At 62.8% G+C, this 16303-nt stretch carries 16 protein-coding genes; 7 read left to right on the forward strand and 9 right to left on the reverse strand.

Features of this window, described 5'->3' with window-relative positions; all coding sequences use genetic code 11:
* Positions 1 to 143: 143 nt before the first annotated feature.
* From OSJ75_RS15630 to rpsF, 5 genes are all read right to left on the reverse strand, one after another.
* Positions 144 to 1424, reverse strand: coding sequence for an SAM-dependent methyltransferase (locus OSJ75_RS15630; RefSeq protein ID WP_250018305.1), 1281 nt, complete (start codon positions 1422 to 1424; stop codon positions 144 to 146).
* Positions 1425 to 1681: 257 nt separating this feature from the next.
* A complete protein-coding gene (rplI, locus tag OSJ75_RS15635; protein ID WP_267228677.1) occupies positions 1682 to 2251 on the reverse strand; it encodes a 50S ribosomal protein L9 in 570 nt (189 codons plus the stop codon).
* Between the two features lie 25 nt (positions 2252 to 2276).
* Complete coding sequence (locus OSJ75_RS15640; RefSeq protein ID WP_267228787.1) at positions 2277 to 3248, reverse strand: DUF2232 domain-containing protein; 972 nt, start codon at positions 3246 to 3248, stop codon at positions 2277 to 2279.
* A 134-nt stretch (positions 3249 to 3382) separates the two neighbouring features.
* Positions 3383 to 3631, reverse strand: coding sequence for a 30S ribosomal protein S18 (gene rpsR / locus OSJ75_RS15645; protein WP_008128538.1), 249 nt, complete (start codon positions 3629 to 3631; stop codon positions 3383 to 3385).
* The gene (gene rpsF / locus OSJ75_RS15650; RefSeq protein ID WP_250018303.1) at positions 3631 to 4065 is read right to left on the reverse strand and encodes a 30S ribosomal protein S6; all 435 of its coding nucleotides are present in this window, start codon (positions 4063 to 4065) and stop codon (positions 3631 to 3633) included. Before rpsF ends, rpsR begins: the two co-directional genes overlap by 1 nt.
* A gap of 380 nt (positions 4066 to 4445) precedes the next feature.
* Between rpsF and fabD the strand changes: the two genes are divergently transcribed.
* From fabD to gmk, 7 genes are all read left to right on the forward strand, one after another.
* Entirely contained in the window at positions 4446 to 5384 is a 939-nt protein-coding gene (gene fabD / locus OSJ75_RS15655; protein WP_267228678.1) for an ACP S-malonyltransferase, read from the forward strand.
* A 17-nt stretch (positions 5385 to 5401) separates the two neighbouring features.
* Positions 5402 to 6139 (forward strand): 3-oxoacyl-[acyl-carrier-protein] reductase, encoded by a 738-nt coding sequence (gene fabG, locus OSJ75_RS15660; protein ID WP_267228679.1) that lies wholly within the window; start codon positions 5402 to 5404, stop codon positions 6137 to 6139.
* Positions 6140 to 6421: 282 nt separating this feature from the next.
* Positions 6422 to 6658, forward strand: a complete 237-nt coding sequence (locus OSJ75_RS15665; RefSeq protein ID WP_091880344.1) for an acyl carrier protein — start codon at positions 6422 to 6424, stop codon at positions 6656 to 6658.
* 107 nt (positions 6659 to 6765) lie between these two features.
* Complete coding sequence (gene fabF / locus OSJ75_RS15670) at positions 6766 to 8028, forward strand: beta-ketoacyl-ACP synthase II (RefSeq protein ID WP_250018300.1); 1263 nt, start codon at positions 6766 to 6768, stop codon at positions 8026 to 8028.
* Positions 8029 to 8159: 131 nt separating this feature from the next.
* Positions 8160 to 9338 carry an endolytic transglycosylase MltG gene (gene mltG, locus OSJ75_RS15675; protein WP_267228788.1) on the forward strand — a complete coding sequence of 393 codons (1179 nt, stop codon included), beginning with the start codon at positions 8160 to 8162 and terminating at the stop codon, positions 9336 to 9338.
* A gap of 58 nt (positions 9339 to 9396) precedes the next feature.
* A complete protein-coding gene (locus OSJ75_RS15680; protein ID WP_267228680.1) occupies positions 9397 to 10284 on the forward strand; it encodes a YicC/YloC family endoribonuclease in 888 nt (295 codons plus the stop codon).
* A 2-nt stretch (positions 10285 to 10286) separates the two neighbouring features.
* Positions 10287 to 10943, forward strand: a complete 657-nt coding sequence (gmk, locus tag OSJ75_RS15685; protein ID WP_371929626.1) for a guanylate kinase — start codon at positions 10287 to 10289, stop codon at positions 10941 to 10943.
* Positions 10944 to 10995: 52 nt separating this feature from the next.
* On the opposite strand, the gene rsmA is transcribed toward gmk, so the two are convergent.
* The 4 genes from rsmA to OSJ75_RS15705 form a co-directional block, all read right to left on the reverse strand.
* Positions 10996 to 11814 (reverse strand): 16S rRNA (adenine(1518)-N(6)/adenine(1519)-N(6))-dimethyltransferase RsmA, encoded by an 819-nt coding sequence (gene rsmA, locus OSJ75_RS15690; protein WP_267228681.1) that lies wholly within the window; start codon positions 11812 to 11814, stop codon positions 10996 to 10998.
* Positions 11811 to 12824, reverse strand: a complete 1014-nt coding sequence (gene pdxA, locus OSJ75_RS15695; protein ID WP_267228682.1) for a 4-hydroxythreonine-4-phosphate dehydrogenase PdxA — start codon at positions 12822 to 12824, stop codon at positions 11811 to 11813. The genes rsmA and pdxA overlap by 4 nt, the downstream gene beginning before the upstream one ends.
* A 68-nt stretch (positions 12825 to 12892) precedes the next feature.
* Complete coding sequence (locus OSJ75_RS15700; protein WP_323748389.1) at positions 12893 to 13831, reverse strand: peptidylprolyl isomerase; 939 nt, start codon at positions 13829 to 13831, stop codon at positions 12893 to 12895.
* A 129-nt stretch (positions 13832 to 13960) separates the two neighbouring features.
* Entirely contained in the window at positions 13961 to 16303 is a 2343-nt protein-coding gene (locus OSJ75_RS15705) for an LPS-assembly protein LptD (RefSeq protein ID WP_267228684.1), read from the reverse strand.

Genomic DNA, 16303 nt, shown 5'->3' on the forward strand with positions numbered 1-16303 from the left:
CTGACGCGCTGAAGACCGCCCGTCTCCCCCCATTTCAATGACCAGACGCGATTTCGCGGGCGTGGTGAGGATTTTCCGTATTCAACAGGTGTTGCAATCCCCGGAGAGAGTGGCAGCGGTCACCGCCACTCCCGTCATCGCCATCATCGGCCGGCGATGGATTCCTTCTGCCGGGTCTGGCTGTTGGCGGAACTGCGCTCGCATTCGAGCCGCTTCAGCCGTTTCTCCTCGTGCTCGATATAATTTCGGGTGAGGGGCACGGCCTCCTGCCGGTGCGCCAGCTGGATCTGGAACACCATCAGGTTCTGCCAGCGGAAGGCCGATTCCGAGGCGGCGAGGTAGAATTCCCACATCCTGCAGAAGCGCTCGTCATAGATGGCCTTGGCCTTGTCGCGGTTGGCCATGAAGCGCTCGCGCCAGATGCGCAGCGTGTCGGCGTAATGCAGGCGCAGGATCTCGATATCGGTAACGACGAGCCCGGCCTTCTCGATATGGGGGATGACCTCCGACAGCGCCGGAATATAGCCGCCCGGGAAGATGTATTTCTGGATGAAGGCGTTGGTATAGGACGGACCGTCGGAGCGGCCGATCGCATGCAGCACGAACACGCCGTCCTTCTTCAGCAGCCGCGCCGTATGCTGGAAATATTCGGCGAAATGGCCGACGCCGACATGTTCGAACATGCCGACGGAGACGATCCGGTCGAAACTGTCCTCGATGGTGCGGTAGTCGCGCAGGTGGAACTGCGCACTGGCCGATAGCCCTTCCTCGAAGGCGCGCTTGTTGGCGATGGCGTGCTGTTCCTGCGAGAGCGTCACGCCCGTCACATTGGCCTCGAGATGCCGGGCGAGATAGAGCCCGAGCCCGCCCCAGCCGCAGCCGATGTCGAGCGTCTTGTGGTCCTTGTGAACCAGCAGCTTGGCGGCGATGTGCCGCTTCTTGGCAAGCTGCGCCTCTTCCAGCGTCGCATCCGGGCGCTCGAAATAGGCGCAGGAATATTGCATGTCCGTATCGAGGAACAGGCGGTAGAGTTCTTCGGACAGGTCGTAATGGCGCTGCACATTGCTGGATGAACGGGTCAGGTTGTTCATCTGGTGCAGGCGGCGCGTTGCCCTGCGAATGCCTTCGAGCGCCACCATCCATGGCTCGCGGGCCACGGTGGCGCCGGTATTTTCGAACACGATCTTCAGTACGTCGTAAATATCGCCTTCAAGCACGTCGAGATCGCCATTCATGTAGGCTTCCGCGAATTGCAGGGAAGGGTCGAAGGCGATCTTGCGTTCGGCGACAGCGCTGTTCAGGCGAAAATGAACGAGCTGGCCACTGCCGTCGCCAAACTGGTTCTTCTTGCCGGAGGCATCGGTAACGGTCAGGTTGCCAGTGTGGATCATCCGCCGGAGCGCGGCTCGGAGTATGGAATTCATGAACAATCTCCATCATTGACGATAGAGCTCGGCCATAAAGAGACTCGAAATGAGGGAGTCTTGGTCGGGCATGGGTGACAGGAGGACTCACCAATCCGGTCGAAGGGATTAAGTTCCATCAGATGAAATGAGTCTGTCCTCAAAGAAATCTAGATCATTTTTTCATTCTGGAAAGCAAAAAAATACCCGGCATTGCTGCCGGGTACTTCCGTTTGGGTAAAAACAACTCTCGGAGTGCTTGAACTCCGAAATCTAGATCATGCGTTCTCTTCGCCTTCCTCGGCGTCGTCGAAATATTCGTCCGACAGCGGGGTCTCTTCGATGCCGTAGATGGCCTGTGCGGAGGTGAGGTCCTCACCCTTGACCTGGCGCTCTGCCTCGTCGCTGGTGCGGGCGATATTGATCGTCACGGTTGCCTCGACTTCCGGATGCAGCGAAAGAACGATCTTGTGCAGGCCGATCGTCTTGATCGGGTTGTTCAGCTCGACCTGGTTGCGGTTGAGCGAGAAACCGTCGGCGCTGATCAGCTCGGCGATGTCGCGGGTGGAAACCGAACCGTAGAGCTGGCCCGTCTCGCCGGCCGAGCGGATGGCGATGAACGACTTGCCGTCGAGCTTGTCGGCAACGGCCTGGGCTTCGGTCTTGCGCTCGAGGTTGCGGGCTTCGAGCTGGGCGCGCTGGCCTTCGAACTTCTTCTTGTTGGCTTCGTTGGCGCGCAGCGCCTTGCCCTGCGGCAGAAGGAAGTTACGGGCGAAACCGTCCTTTACCTTTACCGTGTCGCCCATCTGGCCGAGGCGGCTGATGCGTTCGAGGAGAATGACTTCCATTGTAAGTTCCTTTCAGGTCTTGATTTCAATTGTCGTTGTTGGGTCTGGTGTCTTTCGAGGCCCTGGAAACCGGCGCGCTGCGCGAGGTGTCCAGCAATCCGGCGACGAAGAAGGGTATGAGCGCCAGGATGAAGAGCGAGGCCGCGAGATAGGCGAGCCACAGCGCCACGGGCCGCCATGGCTGCCCCCTGGTCCTGGCGTGGAGCATGGCGAAGCCGGCCATGGTGAAACCGGCGCCGAGAGCGCCGATGATCGCCATCGCCGCATGGCCGGTGCCGCCGGGCAGGAATGCGCCGGCACAGGCGACGGCGAAGATGATGAGCCCGGCGCGCGGCATGCGCAGCGCCCTCGGCCAGTCGTCGCGCGGCCGCCGCAGCCGGCCGGAGGCGGCCGTCAGGCGCAAGGCGAGATAGAGATTGGCGATGGTGAACAGCACCCACATGGCCGGGATGATCGCCGGGGCGACCCGCATCATGTAGCGGACGAGCCGTTCGATCGCCGCCGGATCGGGCGCGACCGAGGGATCGCTCGAGGCGGCGAAAGAGGTGAATTCCTGCAGCAGCCGCGGTGCCAGCGCATCGCCGAAGCCGATAAGCGCGCCGATGATGATGAATCCGGCGGCAAGGATCAGCGCCACGCGCAGCAGCGTATCGGCCAGCGGATACCAGACATAGCTGTCCTTCGGCCCGCCGAGTTCGAGGGCGGGGCGCGCAAGGCCGGTGAAATAGGCGGCGGCAGCGGCGGGAAGCGCGGTCACGAGGATCGTCACGAGCGCGACGATGGGGGCGGTGACGAGCGAGATGATCGCGGCCATGGCGATGACGGCGACGACGCCGACGGACGTGCCCCAGCCGAGGGCGGCGACCATGATCGGCAATGGCGAGAACAGCATGAGGGTAGTCGCGAGCGGCGACTGGGCGATGATGCCGATCGTGAGCAGCGCGGCCGCGAGGCCCGCCAATACTCCAACGCCAATATCTCGTGCACCAGGGATCATTTTCACTCGCTGTCCTGCCATTCCGGCAGTTAGAGGCGCCAATGCCTCAACTTGGGTTTTCAGTCAGTTTGAATGTCCAGACCCGCGCCCATCGCGGATGGAACTGGCGGCGGATCGCTCCGCCGCCATGATGATTACTTTACGACGTAGGGCAGCAGGCCGAGGAAACGGGCGCGCTTGATTGCCTGGGCAAGTTCACGCTGCTTCTTCTGGCTTACCGCTGTGATACGCGAAGGAACGATCTTGCCGCGCTCGGAAATGTAGCGCGAAAGCAGCTTGACGTCCTTGTAGTCGATCTTCGGCGCATTGGCACCCGAGAACGGGCACGTCTTGCGGCGGCGATGGAACGGACGGCGGGTCGGGATCTGATTGATGTCAACCATTATTCTGCTGCTGCTCCTTCACCGGCTTCGTTTTCACGCGGGCGGCGCGGACGGCGCGGACGATCGTCCTCGCGGCCACCAAACCTCGTATCGTCGCGATCGCGGCGGTCGTCGCGGCGTGCGAGCATGGCCGACTGGCCTTCCTCGTGCTCGTCGACACGCACGGTCATGAAGCGCAGAACGTCTTCATTGATGCGCTGCTGGCGCTCGAGCTCGGCAATCGCTGCTGCGGGAGCAGTGATGTTGAGCAGCGAGTAATACGCCTTGCGGTTCTTGTTGATACGATAGGTGAGGGCCCGCAGACCCCAGCTTTCGATACGCCCGACTGTGCCGCCATTGGTCTCGATGATGCCCTTGTACTGTTCTACAAGCGCATCGACCTGCTGCTGCGAAATGTCCTGCCGGGCAAGGAACACATGTTCATAAAGAGCCATTTGTCTTTGCCTTTCTTCGTTGATATTGCGCGGGCCAGCGGTGAACCTCTGCGAATCTCTCAAGCCGCGGTGCGGCGAAGAAAGGACGCTGTGGAGACGATCGAGAGCGGAGACACGGGAGGCTGAAGCTTTTCGCTTCGACGGATTTTGGTCCGGCCCTCCGTTCAGCCCCCAGCTGACGCCGAGCAATGAACGGGCGCTCTATACGGGCAAATGGCCAAAGAAGCAAGCCGCGAACGGTTTTTTGTGTCCCGCCGGGGCTTTTACTTATAATGACGCAAATTTACCGCATGTCGTGCCGATGTATCAAGGCTTGACTCTATGCTTGCCCATAGGCAAACCGCGCAGCACATTGAAATTCATTTCGGATGGAGACGACCATGTCCATTGCATTCACCTTTCCGGGCCAGGGAAGCCAGTCGGTCGGCATGGGCAAGGCGCTGGCCGACAATTTTCCCGAGGCGCGCCGCGTCTTCGAGGAAGTGGACGAGGCGCTGGGTGAGAAGCTCTCCGCCATCATCTGGGACGGGCCGGAGGAAACGCTGACCCTGACCGCCAATGCGCAGCCGGCGCTGATGGCCGTATCCATCGCCGCCATCCGCGTTCTCGAGGCGAAGGGCGTCGCGCTGAAGGACAAGGTCTCCCATGTCGCCGGCCATTCGCTCGGCGAATATTCCGCGCTTTGCGCCGCCGGCACGTTCTCGCTTGCCGATACTGCGCGCCTCCTGCGCATAAGGGGCAATGCCATGCAGAAGGCGGTGCCGGCGGGCGAGGGCGCCATGGCCGCCATCATCGGCCTCGAACATGCCGATGTGCAGGCGGCCTGCGACGAGGCATCCGGCCAGGTGCAGATCGCCAATGACAATGGCGGCGGCCAGCTCGTCATCTCGGGCGCCAGGGCTGCCGTCGAGGCGGCGGCGGCGCTGGCATCGGCCAGGGGCGCCAAGCGCGCCATCATGCTGCCGGTTTCGGCGCCCTTCCATTCGGCGCTGATGCAGCCGGCGGCCGAGGCCATGCGCGAGGCGCTGGCCGGCGTTGCCAAGAACGACCCAGTGGTGCCGCTGATCGCCAATGTGCGCGCGGCGCCGGTCACCGATGCCGCCGAGATCGCCGGCCTGCTGGTCGAGCAGGTCACCGGCCAGGTGCGCTGGCGCGAAACCGTGGAATGGTTCGCCGCAAACGGCGTCACCACGCTCTACGAGATCGGCGCCGGCAAGGTGCTCACCGGCCTCGCCCGGCGCATCGACAAGGAGATTTCCGGTATCGCCGTCGGCTCGCCCGAAGATTTGGATGCGGCCATCGCCGCTTTGACAGCTTGAAACCATAGGGGAATGACATGTTTGACCTGACTGGCCGCAAGGCACTTATTACCGGCGCGACCGGCGGTATAGGCGAAGCCATCGCCCGCACATTGCATGCGCAGGGCGCCATTGTCGGCCTCCACGGCACCCGCGTGGAGAAGCTGGAATCCCTTGCCGCTGAACTCGGCGACCGCGTCAGGCTCTTCCCGGCCAATCTTTCCGACCGTGACGAGGTCAAGGCGCTGGGCGCGAAGGCGGAAGCCGACCTCGAAGGCGTCGATATCCTCGTCAACAATGCCGGCATCACCAAGGACGGGCTGTTCGTGCGCATGAGCGACGATGATTGGGACAATGTGCTCGAGGTCAACCTCACGGCCGTGTTCCGCCTGACCCGCGAACTGACGCATCCGATGATGCGCCGCCGCTATGGCCGCATCGTCAACATCACCTCGGTGGTGGGCGTGACCGGCAATCCGGGCCAGACCAACTACGTCGCCTCCAAGGCCGGCCTCATCGGTTTCTCCAAGTCGCTGGCGCAGGAAATCGCCAGCCGCAACGTGACGGTGAACTGCGTCGCTCCGGGCTTCATCGAATCAGCCATGACCGACAAGCTGAACGACAAGCAGAAGGAAACGATCATGGGCGCCATTCCGATGCGCCGCATGGGCACCGGCGAGGAGGTCGCGTCCTCCGTCGCCTATCTTGCCAGCAACGAGGCCTCATACGTCACCGGCCAGACCATCCACGTCAATGGCGGCATGGCCATGATCTGATCGCCGCGATCCGATGATATGAGCCGGCGGCGGCATCGCCGCCGGACTTCCGGCAGGCAATGCTATTTATGCGATTGAGGCCGCGAACAAAGCGTGATAAGTCGCGCACCAGTTCGGGCGATACAAAACGATTGAAAGCCCGTCGAATTCCGCAAGGAATAAGCCGCAGGGGTTGGTGTTTTAGCTGTTAAACAGCGCGGAACTACCATCTTATTGCTTGATTAGAGTCATCCGTGCCGCTAACCAAGGCGTAGGGAAAAACAAACAGGTTGAGGTTTCCACATGAGTGATACTGCAGAACGCGTCAAGAAAATCGTCATTGAGCATCTGGGCGTTGATGCCGAGAAAGTCACCGATGGTGCGAGCTTCATCGACGATCTGGGCGCAGACAGCCTGGATACCGTCGAGCTCGTGATGGCATTTGAAGAAGAATTCGGCGTTGAGATTCCGGACGATGCTGCCGAGACGATTTTGACTGTCGGCGATGCCGTCAAGTTCATCGACAAGGCATCTGCCTGATCTCTTGGACGCCTGGCAGGACATGAAGGGAGAACGGGTACAGGCCTTTCTCCTCCATGTGCATGACCGGATACAATCATGTTGCATATGACAATTAAGGATCGGCCATGAGGCGTGTTGTCATAACCGGCCTTGGGCTGGTTTCTCCTCTTGCATCGGGTGTCGAGCTTTCCTGGACCCGGCTTCTGGCCGGACAGAGCGGGGCGCGGCGGATCACCGAATTCGAGGTGGAGGATCTTCCCTGCAAGATCGCCTGCCGCATTCCGGTGGGCGATGGCACCGACGGCACGTTCAATCCAGACGAGTGGATGGAGCCGAAGGAGCAGCGCAAGGTCGATCCCTTCATTGTCTATGCCATGGCTGCCGCCGACCAGGCGCTGGCCGATGCGAAATGGGCGCCCGAGAGCGACGAGGACCAGATCCGCACGGGCGTGCTGATCGGTTCGGGCATTGGCGGCCTCGAAGGCATTGTCGAGGCGGGCTATACCCTGCGCGACAAGGGCCCGCGCCGCATTTCGCCATTCTTCATTCCGGGACGCCTGATCAACCTTGCCTCGGGCCAGGTTTCCATCAAGCACAAGCTGCGCGGCCCCAACCATTCCGTCGTTACCGCCTGCTCCACCGGCGCGCACGCCATTGGCGATGCGGCCCGCCTGATCGCCTTTGGCGATGCGGACGTCATGGTGGCCGGCGGCACGGAATCGCCCGTCAGCCGCATTTCGCTGGCCGGCTTTGCCGCCTGCAAGGCGCTGTCCACCGAACGCAATGACGATCCGACCGCCGCTTCGCGTCCCTATGACGAGGATCGCGACGGCTTCGTCATGGGCGAGGGCGCCGGCATCGTCATCCTCGAAGACCTCGACCACGCGCTGGCGCGCGGCGCGAAGATCTATGCCGAGATCATCGGCTACGGCCTGTCCGGCGATGCCTATCACATCACCGCGCCGTCCGAGAGCGGCGAGGGCGCGCAGCGCTCCATGGAAATGGCGCTGAAGCGCGCCGGCATCCGGCCGGAAGATGTCGACTACATCAATTCGCACGGCACCTCGACCATGGCCGACGTGATCGAGCTTGCCGCTGTCGAGCGCGTCGTCGGCGATGCCGCCTCGAAGATATCCATGTCTTCGACGAAATCGTCGATCGGCCATCTTCTGGGTGCGGCGGGATCGACCGAGGCCATTTTCTGCGCGCTTGCCATCCGCGACAATATCGCTCCGGCGACGCTCAATCTCGACAAGCCGTCGAAGGAGACGAAGATCGATCTCGTGCCGCACAAGCCGCGCGAGCGCAAGATCGATATCGCGCTGTCGAATTCATTTGGATTTGGCGGCACGAACGCTTCGCTGGTAATGAGGCGTTATCCACAGTAACGGGAGTATGACGGAGACGTTTACACGCGTTTTTGCCATAATCGCGGGCGATTCTCCCCTATCGGAGTATCGTTCGCCCATGCTCTAACATCCGAGGTGCCTGCGTGAGTTCAGATCAGCAGTCTGGAGAGATGAACGGTTCGGCCGGCACGCCGGAACGCAAGCTGATTGTGCCGCAATCGGCATCCGAGGCGCTGCGGCCCGAGCCGGGTACGCCACCGCCGCCGAAGCGCCGTTCGCGCCGGGCGCGCAGCCAGATCGTCGTCTTCGCCAATTTCATGCTGTCGCTGGTCGTGCTCGCCGTCATCGCGGCTGCGGCCGTCGTCTATTTCGGCAAGGTGTCGTTCAATGCGGCGGGCCCGCTCGACGTGGCGACGAATTATGTCGTGCGCAGCGGCACCGGCATCATGGAGATCGCCGACGGGCTGGAGCGGCGCGGCATCATCAGCGATGCGCGCGTGTTCCGCTACGGCGTCCAGAGCTACGGCCACCAGGGCGATCTGAAGGCGGGCGAATACGAGATCAAGCCGCATGCCTCGATGCGCGACATCATGGACCTGTTGCGCAGCGGCCGTTCGGTGCTGCATTCGCTGACCATCCCCGAAGGCCTCACCGTCGAGCAGATATTCCAGCGCATCCGCGAGGATGACGTGCTGACCGGCGACCTGCCGGCCATCATGCCGCCGGAGGGTTCGCTGTTCGCCAATACGATGCGGTTTTCGCGCGGCACGACCCGCGAGGAGATCGTCAAGAAGATGCAGGCCGACCAGAAGAAGCTGGTCGAGGACATATGGGAGCGGCGCGACCGCGACCTTCCGATCAAGACCATCGAGGAATTCGTCACGCTGGCCTCCATCGTCGAGAAGGAAACCGGCAAGGCCGATGAGCGGCCGCGCGTCGCCGCCGTATTCATCAACCGGCTGAACAAGCGCATGCGGCTGCAGTCGGACCCGACCATTCTCTATGGACTGTTCGGCGGCAAGGGCCGGCCGGCGGACCGGCCGATCCTGAAATCCGACCTGGAGAAGCCGACGCCCTATAATACCTATACGATCAACGGCCTGCCTCCGGGCCCGATCGCCAATCCGGGGCGCGATGCGCTCGAGGCGGTGGCCCATCCGTCGCAGACGAAGGAACTCTATTTCGTCGCCGATGGCACGGGCGGCCATGTCTTTGCCGAGACGCTCAACGACCATAACGAGAATGTGCGGCGCTGGCGCCAGGTCGAGAAGAACCGGCTGGACGAGGCCGCGAAGGCGGCGACCGGGGACGAGAATGCCGTGCCGGTCGATGGGGCGGTCGGTAACTGATTTTCGAGGGGATCTGCGGCCGGACGGTTTGCGGCGGGCCGAGTTCTGAGGGGGATGGATGTCATTGCAGAGCATGACGGGTTTTGCCCGTCACCTCCGGACCGTTGCCGGAGCGCAGATGTCGTGGGAGATCAAGTCGGTCAACGGCAAGGGGCTGGACGTGCGTTTTCGCCTGCCGCCCGGTTTCGAGGGCATCGAGCAGAAGGCGCGGGCGCTTTTCGGCCAGCATTTCAAGCGCGGCAATTTCCAGGCGGGGCTGACGATCGAGGGGCGCGGCGATGCCGGGCGTCCCATCGTCAACGAGCCGCTGCTGCGCGAACTCGCCGCCATCGCCGAGCGGCTGCGCGAGGAGCATAATCTCGCGCGTCCGACGCCGGAGGGGCTGATGGGGCTGCGCGGCGTGCTCGAAGCGCCGCAGAACGTGCCGGAACCCAAGGAACAGGCCGAACTCGAAAGCGCCGCGCTCGTCGTGCTCGGCGAGGCGCTGGAACTGCTGGCGCAGACGCGCCGCGCCGAGGGCCGGGCTCTCGGTACCATTCTCGGTGCGCAGGTCGATGCGGTGGAAGCGCTGGTGGCGCGGGCGAAGCTCGATCCGAGCCGTTCCATCGAGGCGATAAAGGCAAGGCTCGCGGCGCAGGTGACGCTGCTGCTCGACGCCGCGCCGGCTCTCGATGCCGACCGCCTGCACATGGAGGCGGCATTCCTCGCCACCAAGGCCGACATCCAGGAAGAGCTCGACCGGCTGGAAATGCACGTGGCGGCGGCGCGCGCGCTGCTGGACGACGGCAATGGCGTCGGCCGCAAGCTGGATTTCCTGACGCAGGAATTCAACCGCGAGGCCAATACGCTGTGTTCGAAGGCGAATGCCGCTTCCATCACCTCCATCGGACTTGACCTGAAGGCGGCCGTCGATCAACTGCGCGAGCAAGTACAGAATCTGGAGTAATCATGCCCAACGCAACAAATCTGATCAAAAGGCGCGGTTTGATGCTCGTGCTGTCGTCGCCGTCGGGCGCGGGGAAATCCACCATTGCGCGGCTGTTGCTGAACGACAAGGAAAAGCTCGAACTGGCGCTGTCGATCAGCGTGACCACCCGCCCGCGCCGCCCCAGCGAGATCGACGGCGTGCATTATCATTTCATCACCATCCGCGAGTTCGAGCGGCTGCGCGACAGCGACGAACTGATCGAATGGGCCGAAGTCCACGGCAATTTCTACGGCACGCCGCGCCAGGCGGCGGAGAATGCGCTGGCCGACGGGCAGGACATGCTGTTCGACATCGACTGGCAGGGCGCGCTGCAATTGCAGGAGAAGATGAAGGGCGACGTGGTGAGCATCTTCATCCTGCCGCCATCCATGGCCGCGCTGAAGCAGCGCCTGCATCGCCGCGCCGAGGATACGGAAGAGGTCATCGAGACCCGGCTGCGCAATGCGCGCAACGAGATCGAGCGCTGGCGCTCCTATGATTATGTTCTCGTCAATGACGATCTCGACCGCGCCTATCACCAGGTCCAGTCGATCGTCACCGCCGAGCGCCTGCGCCGCGATCGCTCGCCCGGCCTGTTCGATTTCGTCAATACGCTGCTGGACGAACAGCTGGACTGAAGTCCCGCTTCAGCCAGGCATCATAAAGCCCAGGCATCATAAAGCCCAATCATCATAAAGCATTGGCGATGGAAACGAATTCCTCGATCGACAATGTCTCGGCGCGCCGCGTCGGATCTATGCCGATGCGGGCGAGAAGAGCCTCGCCGCCAAGCGGTTTGAGGCTCTGGCGCAGCATCTTGCGGCGCTGGCCGAAGGCGGCCTGCGTCACCTTGCCGAGCACGGCGGCATCGCAGGGGAGCGGCGACTGGCGCGGCGTCAGGTGCACGACGGAGGAGGTGACCTTCGGCGGCGGCGTGAACGCCTGCGGCGGCACGTCGAATGTGATGCGCGCCTCGGTCCGCCAGCCGGCAAGGACGCCGAGCCGGCCATAGGCATCCGAACCCGGGCGGGCGACGATCCGTTCCGCCACCTCGCGCTGGAACATCAGGGTCAGCGACTGGTAGAAGGGCGGCCACGGCTCGGCCAGCAGCCAGCCGATCAGCAATTGCGTTCCGACATTATAGGGCAGGTTGGCGACGATCTTGACCGGGCCATCGGCAAGGCCGGCAAAGTCGGTTTCCAGCGCATCGCCGGAAATCACCTGCAGCCTGCCGGGATAATGCTGCTCGATTTCCTCCAGCGCCGCGAGGCAGCGCGGGTCGCGCTCGATCGCGATCACCTTGGCGCCCTGCGCCAGCAGCGCCCGCGTCAGGCCGCCGGGCCCCGGACCGACCTCGATCACGGTATGGTCCTGCAATTCGCCCGCCTGCCGCGCGATCTTCGCGGTCAGGTTGAGATCGAAGAGGAAATTCTGGCCGAGCGACTTCCTGGCCATCAGGCCATGGCGCTCGATGATCTCACGCAAGGGCGGCAGGCTGTCGATGCTCATGCCGCCGCCTCCCTGTTGCCTGCCAGCTGGTCGGCCAGCCGCAGCGCCGCGATGAAGCTGTCCGCCTTGGCAATGCCCTTGCCGGCGATGCCGAAGGCGGTGCCGTGATCGGGCGAGGTGCGCACGAAGGGCAGCCCCAGCGTCACGTTCACGCTGTCGTCGAAGCCCAGCGTCTTGGCCGGGATCAGCGCCTGGTCGTGATACATGCAGATCGCCGCATCATAGGTTTCCCGCGCCGCCGGATGGAACATCGTATCGGCAGGCAGCGGACCCTGCACCGACCAGCCTTCGGCGCTCAGCGCCTCCACCGCCGGGCGCACGATGCTCTCGTCCTCGCTGCCCATGCTGCCGCCTTCGCCCGCATGCGGGTTGAGCCCGGCAATGGCGAGCCTCGGGCGGGCGATGGCGAACTCGTTGCGCAGCGCCGCGCCGGTGATGCGCGCGGTCTCGGCGATCATGGCGCTCGTCAGCACGGCAGGAACCTCGCGCAGGGCAATGTGGATGGTCACCGGCACGGCGCGCAGCAGCGGACCGGCCAGCATCATCACCGGCGTCACCGGCCTGCCGAGATGGGCCTGCGCGAGGTGCGCCAGGAATTCCGTATGGCCGGGGAAGGCGAATCCGGCTTCGTAGAGCGGCTTCTTCGAGATCGGGCAGGTGACGACCGCCCGTGCCTTGCCTTGCAGGGTGAGGCCGACCGCACGTTCGATGGATTCGATGATGCCGGCGGCATTGCCGGCAAGGGGAACGCCCGGATCGTCGCGGAACGCATGCTTCAGCGGAACAACGGGCAGCGCCCGCTCGAATATCGCGGCGGCGTCCTCCGGTGTGCAGGCTTCGACCGGGCAGAATTGGCCTGTCAGCTGGCTTCGCGCGGTCAGGAGCGCCGTATCGGCAATGAGGAAGAAGGGTGGCAGGCCGAGCTTCGTGCGCAGGTTCCAGGCGGCGATGGCGATTTCCGGCCCGATCCCGGATGGATCGCCGCAACTGACGGCAATGGCACGTGTCATGAACAGTTCCCGCTCACCGCCATGGGCGCGGCGCGCGCCAGATGGCATTCATCCGCTTGTCTGGGTGATTATCCGTTGACGATCTTCGCCTTGGCGCGCAGCTCTTCCATGTATTTCTTGTCGATCGCTTCCGCCGTGGCGTTCTTGCCTTCCCCCTGCTGTTCCTGCGCATAGACCATGCGCGCAACGCGGTCGTCGGACAATTGCCTTGTGGCGCAGATGCCGAGGAACTCGACGCCCTTGTCGGTGTCCTGGATGGCGGTCGCATGGCCGACGGAGGTGGCCTTGATCTTGTCGGCCCATTCCGGCGGCAATTCCTGCTCGATGAACTTGCCGAGGTCGCGCACGGTCACGTCCAGCGTGCCCTTGGCCATGTCGCGCGTACGATCGCAGCCGCTGAACTTGGCGCGCATGGCGTTCGCCTCGCTGCGGCGGCGGGCAATCGTCTCGCGCTTGTTGGCGGGGACGACGAAAATCACCTGCTGCAGCTGATATTCGGTCGAAACCGGCTTCTTGCCGCCGTCCTTGAGCATGCGCTGAACCGCTTCCTGCTCGGTGAACTTCAGGCCGCCCTGGGAGCGGTTGCGCGCCGAAAGCGCGCGGCCCCAGCTCATCTGGATGCGGATATATTCCTTGAAGTGGCCGGGCGTAACGCCGGCCTTGTCGAGAACGCCGGTCAGCTGCGTAAGCGTCATCTTGTTGCTCTTGGCAAACCGCTCGAACGCCTCGTTGACCTCGGTATCGCCGACGAGAAGGTTGAGCCGCCGCAATTCCTGGCGCTTCAGCGCCTCGTCGACCAGTTCCTCGCGGGCCATGTTGGCAAGGCCGCCCTTCTTGCGTTGGAGCTTGAGGAAGGCAGAGCGCTTGGAAATATCATAATCGGTGATTGGCGTGCCGTTGACGATGACCTTCACCTCGCTCGCAAGCACGGTTGCCGGTGCCATTGCCAGGCCGGTACCGAGAGCTGTCGCCATCACTGCTGCAAGAATGTGTTTCCTCACCATCATATCCCATTATATCCGATCAATGGGCCAGCCCCAAGGGGGCAAGGCCTTGTTTGGCGCTTTGTGCGTTGACTAGTTGTTTACTAAGGCAAAAGCATGACTGGCCGCAAGTGCGGCCGGTCGCGGAAACGATCAAATCCCGCCGATATCGGCGCGTTTGCCAATTTCGCCCAGCGTCCGGAACGAAATATTGAAGCCGAAAGTGGTGGTCTTCTCGCCTTGGCCGCCATCGAACGTCACCGGCTGTTCCTGGCTGTAGGACATCATGTAGGTGAAGCATTCGTCGTCATAGGCGAGCGCTGCCGTGCGCCTGACCAGCGTGTCCGAGACGAGGTCATAGGTGCCGGACCCAAGCACGCGCCAGTTCGGCGCGATATTGGCCGAGCCGCCAACGGTCACTTCCTGGCGATCCTGGAGGAAGCCATAGGTCGGCTGCTCGTCGATGAAGGCATATTTGGCGAAGACCATGCCATAGCGGCCGGATGTCATCGTCGCCAATTCGGCGCGCCGCACCTCGAACGTGTCCTTGTCGAAGCGTCCGCCCGTGGTCAGGTTGAAGGCACCGTAATTGGCGCCGAGCATGGCGACATAATCCGAAACATCGTCTTCAAGGCCCGATTCCGCGCCGGCATTGACGAAGTCCTCGGTCGCGAAGGAATTCAGGCCGCCGAGATGGTAGGACTGGCCGAATATGCCGTTCAGCGTCAGGCCATTATTGAAGGTGCCGGAATATCTTATGCCGATATTGGCGCGGGTGCCGCCTTCGATGCGGTCATAGCCGGAGAACTTGTCGCGATCGAACAGGCTCGATGCGTCGAACACAAAGCTCTGCGCGTCCTCGTTCGGCAAATCGCCGGCATAGCGCTCATTGTTGCGGACGAAGAGCTGCGCGGTCGGCTCCAGCACGTGGCTGGAGCTGCCGGCAGTGAACAGGATCGGATAGCGCGCCTCGAGCCCGGCTGTCGCCATGCCGCGGAAACCATCGTCGCTGGCGATCTCCGGTGTTTCGGAATCGACATAAAGGCCATCGCCGCGCAGCGCGAGAAGGGGCGTCAGCACCAGGCCGCCGGGCGTTACCAGCGAGCGCTTCCATTCCGCCTCGGCGGTCACGCGGCCATAATTGCCCTTCATGCCGGAAATATAGCCTTCGCGGGTGAGGCCTTCGACCAATGAGCCGTCGGTGTTGTCGCGATGAAGCGCAACGACGTTGACGTCGAAATTCAACTCGCCGCCGGCAACCGATTGCGTCGGCGTATAGGCATAGTCGATGCTCGGCAGCACCCATGGCTGGCGGGCATCGGCGGACGCGTCATTGTCGTCGTCGATCGATTCCTGGACCAGGAAGCTATAGAAGCGCAGATCGAAATAATTGCGATCGTGCAGCCCGGTCAGGTAGGCTTCGTTGGTGATGTTGTAGCCGGAATAATCCTCGATGCCATAGCGATAGGCAAAGGCCTTGTCGGTCTGTGCCATGGCGTTCCAGCCGAAGGTCCAGCGCGGATTGATCGTGAACGCACCCCTCGACGCAACCATGCCGCGGCCTGAATTCTCGTAATCCGCCTCTTCGTCCGTGCGGAACTCATGCGGATTCTGCTGGCTTATGCCGGCGATCTTCAGCGTGTATTCGCCATTCTCCAGGCGGTGGCGCCATTCGGCCTCGCCGAGGAAACCCTGCTTGGTATAATAGGTGCCGGTCAGCGTCAGGTCGTAATTCGGGGCCAGCGCCCAGAAATAGGGGACGGTCACGCCATAGCCGAGCTCGTCCTCATAGCGATAGCTCGGCATGAGGAAGCCGGTCTTGCGCTTGACGGATGGATCGGCGATCTCGAATGCCGGCAGGAATGCCAGCGGCATGCCGAACATCTCGAAGCGGCCGCGCTCGAAGCGGATGGTCTTCTTCTTGCCGTTCCAGACGATCTTCTGCGCCCGCACCTGCCACAGCGGCGCCTTGCCCGGATCGGTGCGGCACGGCTCGCAGGCGGTGTAGATGCCATTGTTGAACAGGGTGATCTCGCCGGCGACCCGTTCGGCGCTCTCGGCGGCAAAACGCGTATTGTCGGCCGATTCAACCCTCAGCGCATTGACGAAGCCTTCGCGGAAATCATCGGTGATGTCGAGATTTTCCGCATAGATCCTGTTGCCGTCCTTCTCGACGATCTCGACCTTGCCCATCGCCTTGAGGCGGCCGGTCTTCTGGTCATAGGTCACCTGGCGGGCAACGAGACGGTTTCCGTCATAATCGATCTGCACACCGCCCACGGCCGAAATGGTCTTGTTGTTGATGTCATAGACGAGCTCGTCCGATTCCAGCAGCAGCTGGGCATTCGGATTGGTCTCGACGGAACCCGCAAGCACATCATTGGTCTGGGAATAGGCTGGGAGCGAAATCCCGCCCGCAAGGCATAGCACGGCCGTGCCGCACAACAAACGTGCGAACCACGTCGGCAATACCGAGCGCGTTACATTCAATCCCAC

The organism is Phyllobacterium sp. 0TCS1.6A (assembly GCF_026420825.1).
Classification (GTDB): domain Bacteria; phylum Pseudomonadota; class Alphaproteobacteria; order Rhizobiales; family Rhizobiaceae; genus Phyllobacterium.